Here is a 15,601-nt window from a genome sequence, read left to right as displayed (position 1 = left end):
CTCCTTCGCCGCGCCCTTAGCTTTACGCAGAGCAGAGCAGAGCAGAGCAGAGCAGAGCAGAGCAGAGCAGAGCAGAGCAGAGCAGAGCAGAGCAGAGCAGAGCTGAAAAACTATGGGCGCCGACTGGAATTTGAGCCAGTGGGGATGCGAACATCACGGTGTTGATGCTGCGTAATCGATATCCTAGATAAGGAGCATCCCTTCTGCTCGTGTTCTCAACGAGCAAAGCTTTGAGCGGTGGCTTAGCAGTTCTTCGGCCCCCTCCTGGGATGTCGGTCCATGTTAAGAAGTCGGCACTGGGCGGTGCGGAAGTTCAGCTGTGGCAGTACGCTCTAATCAGTAGCCAGTCAACTCGACTGATACTCGGTAAGCTGAAACGACTTCGACAGCAATCAGCTCATCAACTGAGCGAGTGGTAATGGAGTCAACCCGTTTACTCCTGCAAATATGCGCCCGGTTTGGGTAAGTGCGGCCATAAGCGTCAGATGAGCCCTCCAGCCCCGGTACTCGGGGTCATCATCGATGCCGAGCGCACGATCTCCCGCCGGTGAAAAACGGATCAACTGTTGGTGGATACCTTGTCGGCCGAAAATCCAGCATCCGATGCGATGCCGCGATAGCATGACACAAAGACGGCCTGCATCGAGATGGAACGCGGTTGCATCGGCTCTTCCCGACAGAGGGTGATGCACGAACATGAATGGACGCTCGATCCCTTGAAAGCGATTCGCGGTCTCGACGAACACATCTGCCATTTCAGGGCCCATCAGCTCGCGCGCGGCGTTGACTTGGCTCACATGCGCGCAGACAACTCCGATCTTGTCGGGCGTGACTTTCAAGACCCGACCGTCATCGCTCATCCAGGCCTGTCGCCGCAGCAGCCTCGAAATCGAAGCGACAAGTTCTTGCGCAAGCTCGCTGTCTGCTTCCCCGGTGATCTGCGCGGGCAGTTCAACCATGACGATCGATGCCCCTGCTGCGACCGCGTCGAGCGCGGCGTCAAACGGCATGATTCCGGCGACGGGGAAATGCACTGACCGATCCTGACTCATTGCCCGGAACGGCATGTTTGGATAGAAAGCCGGTTGGACGAGGCTGACGGTATCGGGATTGAGGCGGCGCGAGATCGGTAGGTCAAGCTGAAGCACCGAAGGATGACGCTTGACAAGCGCCGCTGGACAAGAAACCTGCGGACCCGCTGGGTTGCAGCGCCAGCGCTCGATCTCGCAATTGACGAAGGGATCGATTTGGCCAGGATCGCCGATCAGCACATGCCGTGGGGCCAGGTTCGAAATGAGTTGAAAACGATAGTCCGGAAGCTGAAATGCTTCATCGACGATCTGAAGATCGAAGCAGGGCTCGGTCGTCTTGATCCAGGACCATTTCGCGGCGTTGCTGATCGTGATCGACGGATGCTGCGGCAGACTCGCTACGTCGTGCACGATCACCAGATTCCGAAGACTTTCGATGTCCGCCGGCAGGGCGAGGTCGCGCTTGGCAAACAGATAGATAGGCAACGATTGCGCATTACCGGCGAGCCGGCGTGTCAGATCGAACGCCTGTTCGTTGGTTTGGGTGACGACCATGCAGCGCTGACCAAGCATGGTCGCGCTCTGAAGGGCGACACGCTGCGCAACCCCAGTCTTACCCGCACCAGGAGGTGAGCGCAGCACCACTGCGGGCATCCCCTGCCACTGACTGGCGAGGACTCGCTCCAGAGCAGCATTAGCCTCGGCCTGCGGGTCGAAGGGCTCAGTCACACCAAGCGCTCCACCATAGCGAGCAGATTGGAAGGCATGGGCCGTTTGATCGGGGTAGAAGTTGGCGTCTTATCCCCATGCGTCCAGGGCTCGTGGGTCAGACGCTCACTCATCTGGCGCAGTTCATTACCGATGCTTGGCCAGTTGGGCGCTTCAGGCCCGAAGTCGAGGGTGGCGCCCGGCGACATTCGTTTCACTGCATTCTTGCCATGGAGCACCTCACCTTTGATCCTTGTATAGGACCCGTGCCGTCCCACATCGTTGATACGCAGGGATATCTTTGGCTCATCCAGGGTCCACAGCTCGTCGCCGGTACGAAGGTGAAGGCTTCCCTGCTGACTGGATAGTACAAACTCATACTTAAACAGGCGAGGGGCGATCTTTTCTTCCCGGATGTCAGTCACCTTTACCCGAAGCACACTTCCACTGACGGCCCCTTTTTCGCGCGCGGCACGATCATGGCGAAGCATCCCGGCTTCGACGTTGGACACCGCACGCTCGCGCGATGCGATTTTCATGGCCCCAGCTTTGGGGCTGTCGTGGTAGGGCAGGTAAAAGCCTTCTTCACGCCCAGCCATGAATTGCTTGAACTCTCGTGCCTCCTGATCGGCGAGCACATCGAGCGAAGGGTTGGGCCCCCAGCGGGGCTCCATCAGCACCGAGATGGCCCGCTGCGTTGCTGCATGGATCGGACGGATCACCCCTTCGAGCATCTGCCTGATGCGTTGACGGTGAAATGTGCTCGCGGGCTCATCGCCGGCCGAACTGGCGCGGTTGTAGTCTTCCACTGCTGGTTGGAGCGTGACGGTATCGAATTGTGGGTCGGTCTTCACCGCCATAGGCTGTAATTCCGCGGCGGCTACCGCGGCCCAGATATCTCGTCCGGCTGGCGGGTCAATCCAGGTAAGTAGTGATCCGAGGTGCTCATCTTCCGCCTCCTGCTGACCTGTTGCGTAGTGCGCGCGGAGTGCGGTCGTCGCGCTGATGAGCGCCTGCTGTCCTGCCACTGGCGAGCGCTCACCGGCATAGGTCCATAAGGTGCCCAGGCGCTTGATATCGTCCTCGTCGGTAAAGCGAAGACGGTCGGCGAGGGTGTCAAGGTGGCCGAGTGCCCCAGCGGAAGATACCCAGATCTGCGGAAAGGTGCCGCCGGCCAGGCATTCGGCGTAATAGTTTTCAAAGAAGGGCAACAGCCACCGCAACAGGCCATATTGATCGTCACGGCGACGCGGATCAGCGACAACATTGATCTCGGGTGGATGGCCGATTCGACCCAATGCTGCCGCGTGTACAGAGGTATCTTCGCCCGCCATGGCGATCAGCGTGAGAATGCGCGCATGTGGTTGGATCACCAACTGCCGCTGAGAAACGATCGGCACGGCGTGACCTCGCTGAAGTGCCCGCAACCGTGCTACTACGTGAATAAGGTCAGCAGCCATTGGCAATCCTGTCGAGCAGCAGGCCCGCTGCTCGGAGCTCCTTCGCGAGGGCGGCTTCCGCGCGGTTGTCCGGAGGTCGCCCTCGTCCATCGAGCAAATCGAGTGCCCGTGTGGTCGAGCCTGCTGCCGCCAGCTGTTCGGCGGCAGCGTTACCCAGAACGATGGGCAGGCCAGCAGCAAGCGCCTGTGCGCGGCAGCGCCCCCACAGGGCGCAATGTTCCTTGCAGCTTGATTGGTAGTTGTTCGGAATCTGATCGATCACATGCGGATCGGCAAAGCTCGCTCCCGCAGGTACCAATTGTTCGACTTCATCGAGGTCGGCGGGCGCGACTGACAATGCCCGCATAAGCGATGCTAGTTCGGACTCGGCTCGCATAGATGCAAAGAGTCGAGGCACGAATGAGCCCGGCGCGCGCAACACCATGTCGATGCGATCGCCGGCGCGGCCGGGGTCGGCACCTCGGCTCGCAAGATATTGGCGCAAAGCCAGCGTTCCCACAGCAGCTTCCCTGCAGGCCGCACGGACGTCAGCCTTGTCCGTCTTGCCGCCGCGATCGGCGTATGACTTGATGACACCGACCCGATAGAAAGGCTCGTCATCGCTCGCGACCATGTAGTCAAGTTCGATCGCGTGCGTGACGCCGACCAGTTCCAGCGGTAGGCGAGGCTTCAAAATGAGATTCGGTGCGAGCGTGTTGCCTGAATGCTTCATGTCGAGCAGCCGTTGGGTTTCCTGCTCACGTCGCTGGCGCGCGAGCACCCCGCTTCCCGGCGCATGGTCTGCCACCGACGAGATCTTCACCTCATTCGGTGCCAAACGCCCCTTTTCTCGATAGGCGGTCAACAGCGAAGTTCCGCCGTTTTCCAGCAAGCGGCGCTCATAGGCTTGACTCAGGCTCATCGCGAACGGCGACATGCTGTCGGGTTCGATATGGAAGACGCGCTTGATGACCTCAGTCGGCGTAAGTCCTGTGAGGACGATGGCGCGCAGCCGGGTACAACTGGCGTTGCGTGCCACGCTCTCGATGCCACGCGCGCCGACCTCGACGGCCGCAATGCCACCGCGAAGGCGGGCAAGGCGCGCGTTGGCGAGAATCACCGGATCGCCCTTTCGGCCCTCTTGGTATCGACCATGGCCGGACGCCCCCAGAATCTGAAGAAGGTGCTACTCGACAAAAGCCGGGCAGCGGCGGCCTGTCGCTCGGCGAGGTCAGGCGCTTCGAGCATGGCCAGCTCGGACTGGGCCGCCTCGGTCACGCGCTTGGGATCGATCGGCTGACCTGTCTCGTTGGCACCCGGGATCGATCGAGCAAAGGGGAACAGCAGGCGTTCGACACTCTTGGCCTCTGTTGCGCCAACTTCGTGAAGCTGATTCAGCCGGTGCGCGAGGCTGATGGCGATCCGCAGGTTGTCAATGCGCATGCTGCGGGAGCCAATGATGCGACGCTCCAGGTTCCAGGTGGAGCTGGTGAGCAACCTAGGAATGGCTGTCAGCTCTGTGGCGCTGATTGCCGGGACGATCCATGCCGGGCGCGCGGCTAGATTGCGGCGCGCTGCGTTTTCTTCGTCCCGCCTGAGGCTGGCGAAGCGGGACGGCGAGGGTCGGTCGCCGGTTAGCGCAGCGGTCAGATCTGCGATGAGCGCGGGCGGGGCCGGCACACCCAAGTCGTCAAGGGCATCGAGTGCGAGTTCGCGAAGCGGCTTGCCGGGCTTGCGCGCGCGCGGCGTCGCAATCTCGCGTGCTTCGAGCTCGCTGAAGCGCAATGCATCAGAGAGGCGCTGATACTCGGCCGTCAGCTCGGTGATCTTCGCTTGTGCTCGCTCCCGGCCTGTCTGATCAGCCGCTCCCAGGGCCTTCGACAACTCGGCATAGGCGTCCTGCTGCCGCTTGGCATTGCGTGCGAGTTGATCAGCGAGGGACAGAGGACGGGACATGCCTCAAGTATAGGCTTCCACGTTTTTCCATACAATTCCATGCTTTCCTTAGTGTTATAGACCGAGGAGGTGCAGCTCGGGGGGGCATGGCTTCGAGTGCCATCTTCCTGCTACTTGGTGAAGCAGAGGACGGACTCAGTTGCGCCCGATGGGCGCGCGTAGGATTGCCGGCCGGGATTGATGTCGGACATGGAGCGAAGGTGAAAATCCTTGCGCTGCTTGAAGGTGAGGCCATGCTTCACCCCGATTTCGGAGATGATCTTGGGCAAGTCGTTGTGCAGGTCCTTGTAGTACGAGTCCTGAACAACAAGGATTGCTCGGCTGTCAGGCTTCATCGCATCCGACATGCGTTGGATCGAACGTGACATCTTGTCGAAGTAGTCGAGGTGCGTGCGGTAGTAGTATCCGCTCGACGCCTTTGAGGGATGTTTCTGCAGTGCTGCGAGGAAGCGTGCGCAGGTTTTCCCCCATTTCTCATCGACCTCGATTGAAGTGCAGGGCACTTGGGTAGAGCCGATCATCTGCTTGCCGAGAGCCCGCGCATTGGTGCTAAGCAGCGGTCCTAGCACGGCGAGTTCGATTCGTGTTGCAGCGGTATAGTCAATCCGGGTGCAGTAAGGTGGCGAGGTCAGGACAAAGTCAACGCTGTTGGCGTCCAGTCTCATCGAAGCAGTGTCCGATAGGTTGATCTTGCATTCCCCCACGCGCGGCGAGCCTACAGCAAGCGAATCGGCATCCAATTTTTCCGCCAAGGTGGTCGACATGCCTTTTACATTCTCGGTGAAGTAGCGAGCAACGGTCGCAGGGGAGACGGCGAGACGTGCTTCGATTTCCTTCGGTGTACGCAGCCAGGTCGGGTTTGATGAGCGAAAAGGCGTGACAAGTTTGCGGCAAACGGCGAACAGTGCAACGTAGAGCGTCGCCGCAGTACCTGAAATCTTGTCGAGATGGACGCTATCGGGCGATTTTGTTCTACTGCCAACCAGACTGCGGCGAAGATTCCACTCGATGCCGCGAATGAAGGCTGCTGTGGTGGGTTTAAACCAATCGAGCAAGGTGTCGCTCGGGTCGAGAGTCGGTGACGCAGCGCGCGCATGCGACAGTATGGTTGCCGCCAGCGGCAATAGATGATCGGCCTCACTCGGAGGCAGTAACCGTGCCCGCGCGACGATGATCATCACAGGATTGAGATCGAGGCCGATCGAAGTCAGGCCGAGGCCGCTCGCCGCGTATGTGGTGGTGCCGCTGCCATTCCACGGATCGAGAATAACCGCGTGGGATGGGAGCTTGGCGCTTTGCAGCAATTCGCGCGCGAACAGTTCTGGAAAGCCTGCGTAGTAGGGAAAGAAGCCCTCCCATCCGGTCTGCAGCCGCTTGTTGCGTTTGGGAGAGAGAATTCGAAGCCTTGACATCATCGGGAGTGCCCCGTATCGGCGCGCAGCGAAATTGCTTGCATTATTTGGTTGTGTACCCCCGCTTCTGCCGAACTGTAATGCCGAGACGGGTCAACTCGGCTGGCAACAGCGTTGCCTGGATCAGCGCCACAGGTGGAGTGCCTGAGAGCGCTGAGAAGGCGCGATCGTAGATCGCCACGCAATCACCGGTGGTCAGACGCGAGTTGAAAAGGATGCCATCGATATCGAGCATCTCCGCATGCACCATTGCAGACAAAGCTTGCCCGGAGGTATGTGCGCGCGCACGGCTGGTATCTGTATCGATTCCCAGCTCGTACACGGCGGCACCTCGTAGATCGAGCAATGCCAACTCGCGGCTCGAGCTGATCGATGTCACGCACAGTTGCTCTAGGTGCGGCTGATAGAGAAAGCGTCTCGCTTTGCCCTCGAAACGGTCGCGCACGACCGCTTCTGCGAATGCGGTTGGGAAGTTGTCGGCGGCGTAGAGCACCCGGAATGTCCCGGCAGGGCTCGAAAAGCGGCTTGATCCGAAACCGGCGCTGGCAGGTGTCGCTCGATGCCGGCTCGGCATGATGCGTGGCCAGTGCACGATGTGGGCTTCAAGGACCCGCTCACGCAGCTTCGAGGGGACAATCTTCACGCGTAGCCCAACGCGTCTTCCGCCGCGCTCTTCACCATCGAGAGATCGCCATCACGCAGCTTATCGATCGGTGGCTTGCCGCCGGTCATGCGGTTGGGGGCGACTAACCATTCCCACGTTTCCTCTGGGGAGGTGAACAACGGGGCGATGATATCGAGACCATCCACGGGCTTGCGCCGCTCAAACTGTCGAAGCGGGTAGACGAAGTTGCGCAGGCCCTTGCGCAAGGCGATTATCTTGTTTGCCTTACGCCAGTTATCGAGTGTTCCGCGCGAGATGTGAAGCTGGTCAACCAACTCGCCGGCGCCAACGAGATCACTCTCAGCCCAGTCTGAGGATTCGTCATCGACCGTGATCGCCCGAAGCAGGCGACTGCCTTCTGCGGCCGAAGCAATGGGTCCGATACCGCTGCCCTGCAGTACTTTCCCTGTGGCCTTGGATGGCTGCGTCACGGGCTTTCGCTCGCGTCCACGAACGGCTTTGGTCGATGCCGGGAGCTGAACGTCCAATGTAACGGCAAGCGCTAGCAGCCCGGCCATGTCCAGGCGCTCGACTTTGCTTTCAATCGCCTTTGTCAAAGCGGCTTTGGCCAGATGCGCTTGCTTCGGGGTGCCCATGATCAATTCTCCTCTAGGCAAAATAGGCAAAGTCGGCAGATTGTACAAGATGAAGATGCGCACGTCCATGGTGCTCATCGAATATTCGGGCGATCCAATCAGCTGCAGCATCTGTCTCGCCCCCTGTACTGCGACTGTTTCGTCGCTGGCAGACTACTCCCGCAGCGTGAACACCACCGACAGGTACGACACCGGCTGGACCTGGATCGCCTCGATCCCGTGCAGCACAGTCGCATCGAACAGCAGCGAGTCCCCTGCCCTCACCTCGACCACCTTGACGCCGTAGCGATAGCGCACCTCCCCGGAGAGGAAGTACAGGAACTTCAGCCCCGGATGCTGGAAGGTCACATAGGGATCGGCACCCGGCAGCAGCGTGACCCGATAGGGCTCGACGAACAGGTTGCCCGACAGCAGGTGGCCCAGCAACTCGTAGCGGTAGTCCGCCACGGCCCCGATGCGGTCGACCAGGACGCCATGGCCAGCCCGCACATGGCAGAAGTCCGTGCGACGTGCCTGGTCGCCGAAGAAGCGCGACATCGGCACATGCAGCCCCTGCGCAAGACGCTCCAGCGTCTCCACCGACGGCGATACCAGACCGCGCTCGATGCGCGAGAGCATCGAGGAGGAGATCCCCGACGCCAAGGCCAGCGCCCCGCCCGACACACCCGTCGCCATGCGCAGCGCCCTTACCTGCGCACCGATGCGTGCCGCCGACAGGCTGCGTACGACAGGCGCCGCCTGTCGTGGCCGCGCACGCGTCACCGAAACCGGCAGACGCAAAGGGCGGGCTGTTGGGAGGGGTGAAGCGGCGTATCTATGCGACATACGACAAGGCTGCCTCTGTGTACAGGAACCGGTCTAGAGTGATGCGGGATGTGCTGCACCGATTATGTGGAAGATCATCCGTGGTTCAATCGTACACATGGCGAGAGCATTTTGTCTATGCCAATTGCCTCGCCCAAACACGCGCTCGACCCAGCGCTGTTGGCCCTTGGTTCTGCAATCAAGGCGTTGCGCAAGGCAAATGGAATCTCTCAAGAAGAACTTGCGCATCGCAGCCACATCGACCGCTCATACATGAGCAGCATCGAAAGAGGGATGCAAAACCCCGGCGTGATGACCGTTGTTCAGATCGCAGCAGGCATCGGTGTTTCCGTGGCTGAGCTGGCAGCCAAGGCACGGCTCTAAGAGCCAAGGCCGAGCACGCTATACAGCCTTCGACTGCGAACGTGATCGCACTTACATATCGCTCATTGAGCGAGGGATGACCAATCCATCGTTATGGGCCCTTAGCACACTGGCATTCGCGCTCAAGACGACAATCCCAGACTTGCTTCAGGGCAATACATACGTCGTCCGGCCATCCATGGGCGAGCAAGGAAGAAAGCGTCGAGTGAATCAGGCCTCACATGAGGCCAAGCCGCCCGCTGGCGGCAGACGCTCACAGTTACGTTGACGAGCCTCTCGGTGAGCAAATTGTTCGCGTGTTGGCCTTCGTCTCCAACGCGGCTTCCCGCAGCATTGTTGTGTCCTTAGCATGAGGACGATGAGATGCAAGTAATGTGGCGAACACATCTGTTCGGCATGCCGAATAGCTGAGTCTCGCAATGCCGTCATCAATCGCATTTTCTTGTTTGATAAAAAGGTGAGGAAATCGTGGACTGGTCGCGTGAGACGCACATGCGCGAGCGGGCGTGGCTAAGTGCCGGGTAGTTTCGAAAGGATGTTTGGAATGCAGCGCTGAAATTCCGAGGGCAGAGTCCTTGTGCGGCTGTGAGGGCAGGATAGACTGCCGTCAGACATTGTTAACAGCGATGGCGTTGCGATGACCAAGACCTCTCGATCGAGCGTGATTGGGACCCGGGTGCCGGCCGAAACCCGGACACGGTTTGCTGCGCTCGCGGCACGTCATCAACTCACCGAGGCCGGCCTGCTCGCCAAGCTCGTCGACGAAGTTCTGCGCACCAATGCGCCCTCGACTACGGTGTCGTCCTCCACTCATGCCCCGCGCGCTTCGGACACGGGCCGTCTTTCCGAAGATCGGATCACGCTGCGGCTTCGCGCGGGCGATCGCGCCCTGATCGCTGAACGGGCCGAGTTGCGGGGCATGAAGCCTGGCAGCTACCTGGCCATGCTCATCCGCAACCATGTGCATGGACCCGTGGTGCTTCCGCCGAACGAACTCACCCAGATCAAGGCGACCTGCGCACAACTGGCCGCGCTCGAACGGCGGTTTCGGATGTTCGGTTTGCCGAACACCGCCACACAGCCGCAGGCCTCCGAGATCATCGACGCACTTGCGCTTGCCCGAAGGGAGATCGAGCAGGCGCGCCGGGCGACGGCCGCCATCGTGCAGCGCAGTCTGGTCAGTTGGGAGACCCGCGGCCGTGAGGTGGACCATGCCTAAGCAGACGCTGCGGCTCTCACGCGGCGGTCGCAAATCCGCTGATGGCGTGCGCGACATGGCGCTGGACATCGTGAGCTATGGCCGGCGTGGACCCGGTGGCATGCTGCGCTTCGGGTCTGGCGAGATCGCGCAGATCCAGCGCACGGTGGGACGTACACCCGAGGTGTTGGTGAAGGTCTCCGGTGGCGGGCGCGACACTGGTGGCGTCGAGGCGCACTTGCGCTACATCAGCCGGCACGGCAAGCTGACTCTCGAGACCGATGAAGGGCCTGCCATGCAGGGCCGCGGGGCGCCCAGGGAGATCGTCACCGACTGGCAACTGGACCTGTGCAGCAGCCAGTACAGGCCCAAGCCGGCCCCAGGCCAGAAGGACAGCCGCGCGAAGCTCGCCCACAACATCGTGCTGTCAATGCCGCCGGGTACCCCGCCGGAAAAGGTGCTGGCGGCGGCATGCGTGTTTGCCCGAGAGAACTTCGCGCTCCAGTACCGCTACGCCATGGTGCTGCACACCGACCAGCCACATCCGCACGTGCACCTCGTGGTCAAGTGCGAGCACGAGTTCGAGCCTGGCAAGCGTCTGTACATCCGCAAGGAAACACTGCGCCAATGGCGTGAGCAGTTCGCCGCGCTGATGCGGGAGCAGGGCGTCGCGGCCAATGCGACGCCTCGGCAGGTGCGTGGCCAGACCCGCAAGCCGCTGAAGGACGCGATTCATCACCGGCTGCGCGCGCTTCGGGCATTCGGGCAACTGCCGCCGGACGAGCGGGCAGGTCGGCGGCCGCCGAAGACTTCGAGTTTCATGCGGGCCAAGCTCGGGGCTGTGCTGCGGGCCTTACAGACAAAGCGAAACACCCTGGATGCCGGCAGAGATGAGATGCAGCGCACGCGGCAGGAGGTAGCGGCGGACTGGCAGGCGACCGCCGATACGCTGAGAAGGCAGGGGCAGGTCGAATTGGCCGAGCGCGTGGAGCGCTTCATCGAACGCATGCCTGCCGTGCAGACCGATGAGCGGCGCATGGCTGAGCGCTGGAAGGATGCGGAGCGAAATCGAACGCAGGAGCGTACTGATGCCAAGTCACCTGGAGCACCGGCTCGGTGAGCCAGGAACTTGCGCAACGGCCGACGGAGTTTTTTGCCGAGCCGTACTCAGCGCGTCTGGCAAAGATCACCGGTCTCGCCGAAGGCGTCTTCGGGGGACCGACGAGTGGGTCACTTGGTGCGCGACAGCTGCCTCCGTTTCACTTGCCATCTGAGCGTGTTGGTCACTGATGCCGAAAGGTAGGGGTTGCGCCTGTGAAAGTTGTCAGTTGTCGGAAGTCGTGAGTCGTCGCATGCTCGACGCACATCCACGCGTGAGACGAGTCTTGAAAGGCGCTCGATGCGGTCGCAATGCTGATCGAGCCTCGACGGGAGTGCAACTCTGATTTCGGCCCAGTGCGGCTGTTGTCCGGATTCTTCAAGCCAGAGATTCGCCCGTCGGGAATCACGTCGCTGCTTAAGGGCTCGAATCAACTTCAAGGAGTTGTCATGCATTTTCAGCCTCATTCCAGTCACCGCCGTGTTGACCTTTCGAGTGTGGCAGGGCCCGAGTTCTTTCGCATGCATGATGTGATACGCATCACCGCGCTGAGCCGCGCGACCTTGTATCGCAGGATTGCGGAAGGCAAGTTTCCAGCTCCTGTGCACTTGGGTGGGCGCGCCTGCGGATGGCCGCGTGCCGCGCTGCAGCGCTGGGTAGATGATCCGGAGGGGTACTCGGACACCCACGGGCCGGCTGACCTCAATATCGGAGCCTGACATGCGCCCGCATTTAGAAGACTTCTAGCGGGCAGTCGGAAATCCAGTGGCTATGACCGGGCCAGACTGGTTGCTGGCATCGAATTCCACGAACATTGGTTTCGAAGGCCGCGAAGACCTGACACTAAGCATCTCTGCGGCAAGACTACATTTCGCTATCTTCCGCCGGTAGAGCCAATGTAAGAACTGCATCGGCAACCGCTGAAATAGCGCCTTCCGCATCCTGATATGGCAAGACCTTAAACAGGCTAGGTAGGCCAAGGGCCATTAGAGACACATAACCTTGGCCAAGTTGAAGATGGTGGATGTGCTGATCCGGTGTTTTGTACTGAACCGGTTTGGCTCGATTCTTCTCGTCCAATTTGAAGGCAAGCACAATGGGGGTTGCTCGAGCGCTTGCAATCTGCAGTTCAATACCAAGGCCAGTTGATGGATAGCTTGCTTCCGCAACAACAACGTCCGCCCATTCGACCATCTCCTTGTCCCACAAGTAGCACAGACGCGCTTGATCCGCGAACGGCTTCTCAGCGAGTTGGGGATCGCTGTGTCGAAGAGCGTACTTAACTTCGGATGCACCTCGGCGCGCAAGTCTCTCAGCTAATCCCTCTATGAGTTCAACGTAGGAGCTGAATTCATCTCTAGGCACGTGCGTTAGTCCGCAGGCAATATAGATATTCAAGTCGAATTCCAGTTCAGGTTGCCGGACGAACATTGGGGACCATGAATTGTTGTCCGGTAAGTTCGGCAGCTATTTCATCTAGAAACTGTGGCGGCGACATGCGAATGAACTCCGTTAGGAGCCAGTTCTTTTGACCATTCAGAAATGACGCGAGTTCCATCGGTCGATAACGGCAGATCTCACTCAATCGATGCATGGCCAACAGTGTGCACGTCAGTGGCGATCTCTTAAGTCGGGCTGGGCCTGCGACGACCCCTTTCGCGTACCAGAGTGTCTGTGCGCCAGCGATGTAGTTCAGATCTGGTCGTAGCGTTCGCAACAATGTACCGAGAGCCCCTAACTCGGCGGCAGTCTTTGCCACTGGCCGCGTGATCGGGGCTGTCACAACGGATCTGATTTTTCTGCCATCCGCAGCAATGGGATCTGCGACAAGCGAAGGCGGCAGCCTCCGTATGAACATGGCATCTGCGAAGTCCTTAGACAGCTTCGCAGAGAAGAATGACGAATTGCTCGCAGGGTCATATTCAATCCGGCAATCCGTCAAGGGGATGAAAAGATCCTTCTGGTTTTTGTACGTCAGGCAGAACGTTCGGTGAATGCATGGAAGGTTGAATAGCAGATCCTCTAGGCTGTGCCTATCACTTGCTTCGCTTTCCTGCAGGTATTGCGAGAGCGCAGGTGCAATTCCCCGTTGCATGATCCGAACGCCTTCATTGGAAAGCGCGATCTTGCTTGAGGCCGCGCGCATGTTGTGCGCGCGAACCCCGTGGTGTTCGTCAAATGCAATTGACTTAGCCGCCAAGAGCGCCTTTGTGGCATTCATGAAAGCGTAATAGAAGAGCAGCGGCGCGGATGCGACCGGCATGCCTTCCGCCGCCTTCGCGAACACCTGCGCTTGCTGCCAGTAGAAGAGCGCGTCACTCTTGTGTTCGCGGCGAAGCCAAAGCGCAACGTACTCCCAGTGGCTGTTTGTCAGCACCGTCCGTGCGCCCAGACTTGGATTGACCGTAGCTTTGTGAGGTCCTGCGTCGCGGCCATTTACTCGGAGCGTCGGCATATTCGAGTTGTGATTCTGCGTATGAAGCGGTGGCAGTCGCGTGATAGCAGGCGCGTCCTTTTTCCGCATTCTGCCGTAGACGCCAACGGCGAGTGCTGACGGGCCGCGGTCAGTTGACCCGATCCCTCGGGTGACAGCAGCCGCTGCGAAGCGGGCATAGTTATCGTTGAGGGGATGACGCGCAGAACTCAACGCCTACGCGGCTGGAGGGAGATCTGGTTGTAGCCTGAAGCCCAGTTCCCTATCGTCGAATCGCGCGATCATCTAAAGAAGTTCTGTGGAACATGCGACTCGAAACTTGCATTCCACGGGTCTTGGATGGTCTGGTGTACCCCAAGGCGTACCGGAGAACAGGAAAAGAGGCTGAAAGCGCCTGCTCGCGCGGGCCGCGCAAGCTTTTTCGATCCAGCCCCAGCTAGATCGCTGCCTGCGCCGAAAGCCATGCCGCCAATCCTGCCCCCTCCGGTCTCCTGGAACAATCTTTGCGTAAGGAAGTTGCCGTACATTTGCGGCACAAAAGGGTTTTCGCAAAGTGACTATGAGTCGACTGAAGGATGAGACCGTGTCTATCCGCACGTCCGCGGACATCAAGCAACTGCTGAAGCTTGCGGCAGCGAGAGAACACCGCTCCGTGGCTTCCACCATCGAAATGCTCGTGCGGGCCTATGCGCAGGAGCATCAGCTTGTGGCTCGATCCGGCGGGATGGGCAATACAGGTGATCAGGCGCAGGGTGCCAGCGCGGATCGATGAACGTCGACTTCGCTTGTCGACGAGCTGAGAGTCCACACGCTGGCTGGGCGCTGAGGCCGTTTGACGGCCGGTGATCATCCTCGCACGGATGACTGCCACTTGCTCGCGCGACCACTCAAGTTTCGGGTTGGGACTGAAGTCGCGATCAATTGCGCTCGGAGTTCAGGCGCGAGAGCGCGGTCAACCACGCCGTGGTGATCTCCCGGGCGCGCGAGCCTGACGCTGTTCCGCCGCAGTCATCGATCACCTGGACGCGCAGGAGTCGTCCCGAATACAGGATGGTGCTGACGGCGTTGACTTCGCACAGCGGAGTGCTTGCGCCCGCTTCCGAGACCTTGGCGGAGCGATTCACGAGGAACGAAAAGCTCTTGAGTTTCGTTGGTACATCGAAGAATCCGGACAACTGCTGCCGGTAGTTCTCGCGCCGGAGGTCGCCGCCGCGTGCGGCGATGTTCGCGTCCTGGGCCTGCAACTCCTTTTGCGCCTCGCCGGATTTCGCCCTGAGGTCACCCAGCCTGGCGTGGGTCGCCTCGCGCAGTTGCTCGAACTCCTGCACCGTGAACGGGCCGCTCGGATGGGGCGGATCCCCGCTCACCGTGATGTACGGGTAAAGGTCGGCAACCTGGCCCTGCCGAATCAGGGCCAGCTTGTCCGCCGGCACGAAGCAGGTGATGAAGTTCGTGCTCTTGGGGGCCAGGGAGGCCGCGCGCTCGGCGAGCGGCCGAATTTCTTCGCAAGCTGCGGGGAACGCTGCAAGTACGGGCAGCCGCACGGTTTGCGACCCCAGTGACTTTTCGATAAAGGTTGGATCCGCTGCAACTGCGGTGTTGATCGAAGCTGCAAGCGCAGCGCTCAAGATGAATTTGAGCACTGAGGGGTGGAGAAGGCTGGGCAGGTGCATGACGAAATATAGAAGGCGTGAATCGGTTCGCCACGGTGATGGCCCTGACGGAGGCATTTCCCACGATCCAGACAGTGGGGCGTCACTATTCAATGTCCAGTGCCGCTGCGCTCTTTGCGCAGGAACAGGCGCGAGATCGTCTGCGCCGTCTGCTCGCGCGAGGCGGCATCGCCCGCATGCAGCTCGGCCATCGCGCCGTGCAT

16 protein-coding genes are annotated in these 15,601 nt (G+C 60.2%); 5 read left to right on the top strand and 11 right to left on the bottom strand.

All coding sequences use genetic code 11. The features are described from left to right. Positions 1–392: 392 nt before the first annotated feature. From FHY06_RS35125 to FHY06_RS34145, 8 genes are all read right to left on the bottom strand, one after another. Positions 393–1,760: an AAA domain-containing protein gene (locus FHY06_RS35125; protein ID WP_184607647.1), complete on the bottom strand. Its 1,368-nt coding sequence runs from the start codon at positions 1,758–1,760 to the stop codon at positions 393–395. Then, complete coding sequence (locus FHY06_RS34175; protein ID WP_221404498.1) at positions 1,757–3,139, bottom strand: hypothetical protein; 1,383 nt, start codon at positions 3,137–3,139, stop codon at positions 1,757–1,759. Before FHY06_RS34175 ends, FHY06_RS35125 begins: the two co-directional genes overlap by 4 nt. A 49-nt stretch (positions 3,140–3,188) precedes the next feature. Continuing rightward, a complete protein-coding gene (locus FHY06_RS34170; RefSeq protein WP_184607645.1) occupies positions 3,189–4,298 on the bottom strand; it encodes a hypothetical protein in 1,110 nt (369 codons plus the stop codon). Continuing rightward, the gene (locus FHY06_RS34165; RefSeq protein ID WP_184607644.1) at positions 4,295–5,134 is read right to left on the bottom strand and encodes a hypothetical protein; all 840 of its coding nucleotides are present in this window, start codon (positions 5,132–5,134) and stop codon (positions 4,295–4,297) included. The genes FHY06_RS34170 and FHY06_RS34165 overlap by 4 nt, the downstream gene beginning before the upstream one ends. A 110-nt stretch (positions 5,135–5,244) precedes the next feature. Next, positions 5,245–6,549: a DNA methyltransferase gene (locus FHY06_RS34160; RefSeq protein ID WP_184607643.1), complete on the bottom strand. Its 1,305-nt coding sequence runs from the start codon at positions 6,547–6,549 to the stop codon at positions 5,245–5,247. A gap of 40 nt (positions 6,550–6,589) precedes the next feature. Then, a complete protein-coding gene (locus tag FHY06_RS34155) occupies positions 6,590–7,189 on the bottom strand; it encodes an RES family NAD+ phosphorylase (RefSeq protein WP_184607642.1) in 600 nt (199 codons plus the stop codon). Beyond that, positions 7,186–7,917: an antitoxin Xre/MbcA/ParS-like domain-containing protein gene (locus FHY06_RS34150; protein ID WP_184607641.1), complete on the bottom strand. Its 732-nt coding sequence runs from the start codon at positions 7,915–7,917 to the stop codon at positions 7,186–7,188. The genes FHY06_RS34155 and FHY06_RS34150 overlap by 4 nt, the downstream gene beginning before the upstream one ends. Before the next feature lie 42 nt (positions 7,918–7,959). After that, entirely contained in the window at positions 7,960–8,523 is a 564-nt protein-coding gene (locus tag FHY06_RS34145) for a helix-turn-helix domain-containing protein (protein ID WP_184607653.1), read from the bottom strand. Between the two features lie 156 nt (positions 8,524–8,679). Between FHY06_RS34145 and FHY06_RS34140 the strand changes: the two genes are divergently transcribed. The 4 genes from FHY06_RS34140 to FHY06_RS34125 all read left to right on the top strand — a co-directional run bounded on the left by FHY06_RS34140 (position 8,680) and on the right by FHY06_RS34125 (position 12,010). Further along, complete coding sequence (locus FHY06_RS34140) at positions 8,680–8,994, top strand: type II toxin-antitoxin system RelB family anti-toxin (protein WP_260310869.1); 315 nt, start codon at positions 8,680–8,682, stop codon at positions 8,992–8,994. Positions 8,995–9,631: 637 nt separating this feature from the next. Continuing rightward, a complete protein-coding gene (locus tag FHY06_RS35015; protein WP_260310868.1) occupies positions 9,632–10,213 on the top strand; it encodes a hypothetical protein in 582 nt (193 codons plus the stop codon). Then, positions 10,206–11,312 (top strand): relaxase/mobilization nuclease domain-containing protein, encoded by a 1,107-nt coding sequence (locus FHY06_RS34130; protein WP_184607640.1) that lies wholly within the window; start codon positions 10,206–10,208, stop codon positions 11,310–11,312. The genes FHY06_RS35015 and FHY06_RS34130 overlap by 8 nt, the downstream gene beginning before the upstream one ends. A gap of 290 nt (positions 11,313–11,602) precedes the next feature. Beyond that, positions 11,603–12,010, top strand: coding sequence for a helix-turn-helix transcriptional regulator (locus tag FHY06_RS34125; protein ID WP_311733768.1), 408 nt, complete (start codon positions 11,603–11,605; stop codon positions 12,008–12,010). Positions 12,011–12,155: 145 nt separating this feature from the next. Here the strand turns inward: FHY06_RS34125 and FHY06_RS34120 are convergent, their stop codons facing one another. Together FHY06_RS34120 and FHY06_RS34115 are read right to left on the bottom strand one after the other, a co-directional pair. Continuing rightward, positions 12,156–12,722 (bottom strand): hypothetical protein, encoded by a 567-nt coding sequence (locus tag FHY06_RS34120; RefSeq protein ID WP_221404497.1) that lies wholly within the window; start codon positions 12,720–12,722, stop codon positions 12,156–12,158. Next, positions 12,703–13,746 carry a YaaC family protein gene (locus FHY06_RS34115; protein WP_184607638.1) on the bottom strand — a complete coding sequence of 348 codons (1,044 nt, stop codon included), beginning with the start codon at positions 13,744–13,746 and terminating at the stop codon, positions 12,703–12,705. Before FHY06_RS34115 ends, FHY06_RS34120 begins: the two co-directional genes overlap by 20 nt. A gap of 562 nt (positions 13,747–14,308) precedes the next feature. Here FHY06_RS34115 and FHY06_RS34110 point away from each other — a divergent pair. Continuing rightward, entirely contained in the window at positions 14,309–14,497 is a 189-nt protein-coding gene (locus FHY06_RS34110; RefSeq protein WP_311733767.1) for a hypothetical protein, read from the top strand. 145 nt (positions 14,498–14,642) lie between these two features. Here the strand turns inward: FHY06_RS34110 and FHY06_RS34105 are convergent, their stop codons facing one another. Further along, positions 14,643–15,368: a hypothetical protein gene (locus FHY06_RS34105; protein ID WP_221404496.1), complete on the bottom strand. Its 726-nt coding sequence runs from the start codon at positions 15,366–15,368 to the stop codon at positions 14,643–14,645. Between the last annotated feature and the right edge of the window lie 233 nt (positions 15,369–15,601).

The organism is Variovorax atrisoli (genome assembly GCF_014195185.1).
Classification (GTDB): Bacteria; Pseudomonadota; Gammaproteobacteria; order Burkholderiales; family Burkholderiaceae_C; genus Variovorax; species Variovorax atrisoli.
This window is presented reverse-complemented; position numbering and strand designations above follow the sequence as displayed.

Coding starts and splice junctions, on each gene's coding strand:
- FHY06_RS34165 (WP_184607644.1), bottom strand. CDS start 5,134: ATGTCCCGTCCTCTGTCCCTCGCTGATCAACTCGCACGCAATGCCAAG.
- FHY06_RS34115 (WP_184607638.1), bottom strand. CDS start 13,746: ATGCCGACGCTCCGAGTAAATGGCCGCGACGCAGGACCTCACAAAGCT.
- FHY06_RS34120 (WP_221404497.1), bottom strand. CDS start 12,722: ATGTTCGTCCGGCAACCTGAACTGGAATTCGACTTGAATATCTATATT.
- FHY06_RS34130 (WP_184607640.1), top strand. CDS start 10,206: ATGCCTAAGCAGACGCTGCGGCTCTCACGCGGCGGTCGCAAATCCGCT.
- FHY06_RS34125 (WP_311733768.1), top strand. CDS start 11,603: ATGCTGATCGAGCCTCGACGGGAGTGCAACTCTGATTTCGGCCCAGTG.
- FHY06_RS34150 (WP_184607641.1), bottom strand. CDS start 7,917: ATGCTGCAGCTGATTGGATCGCCCGAATATTCGATGAGCACCATGGAC.
- FHY06_RS35015 (WP_260310868.1), top strand. CDS start 9,632: ATGACCAAGACCTCTCGATCGAGCGTGATTGGGACCCGGGTGCCGGCC.
- FHY06_RS34140 (WP_260310869.1), top strand. CDS start 8,680: ATGTGCTGCACCGATTATGTGGAAGATCATCCGTGGTTCAATCGTACA.
- FHY06_RS34160 (WP_184607643.1), bottom strand. CDS start 6,549: ATGATGTCAAGGCTTCGAATTCTCTCTCCCAAACGCAACAAGCGGCTG.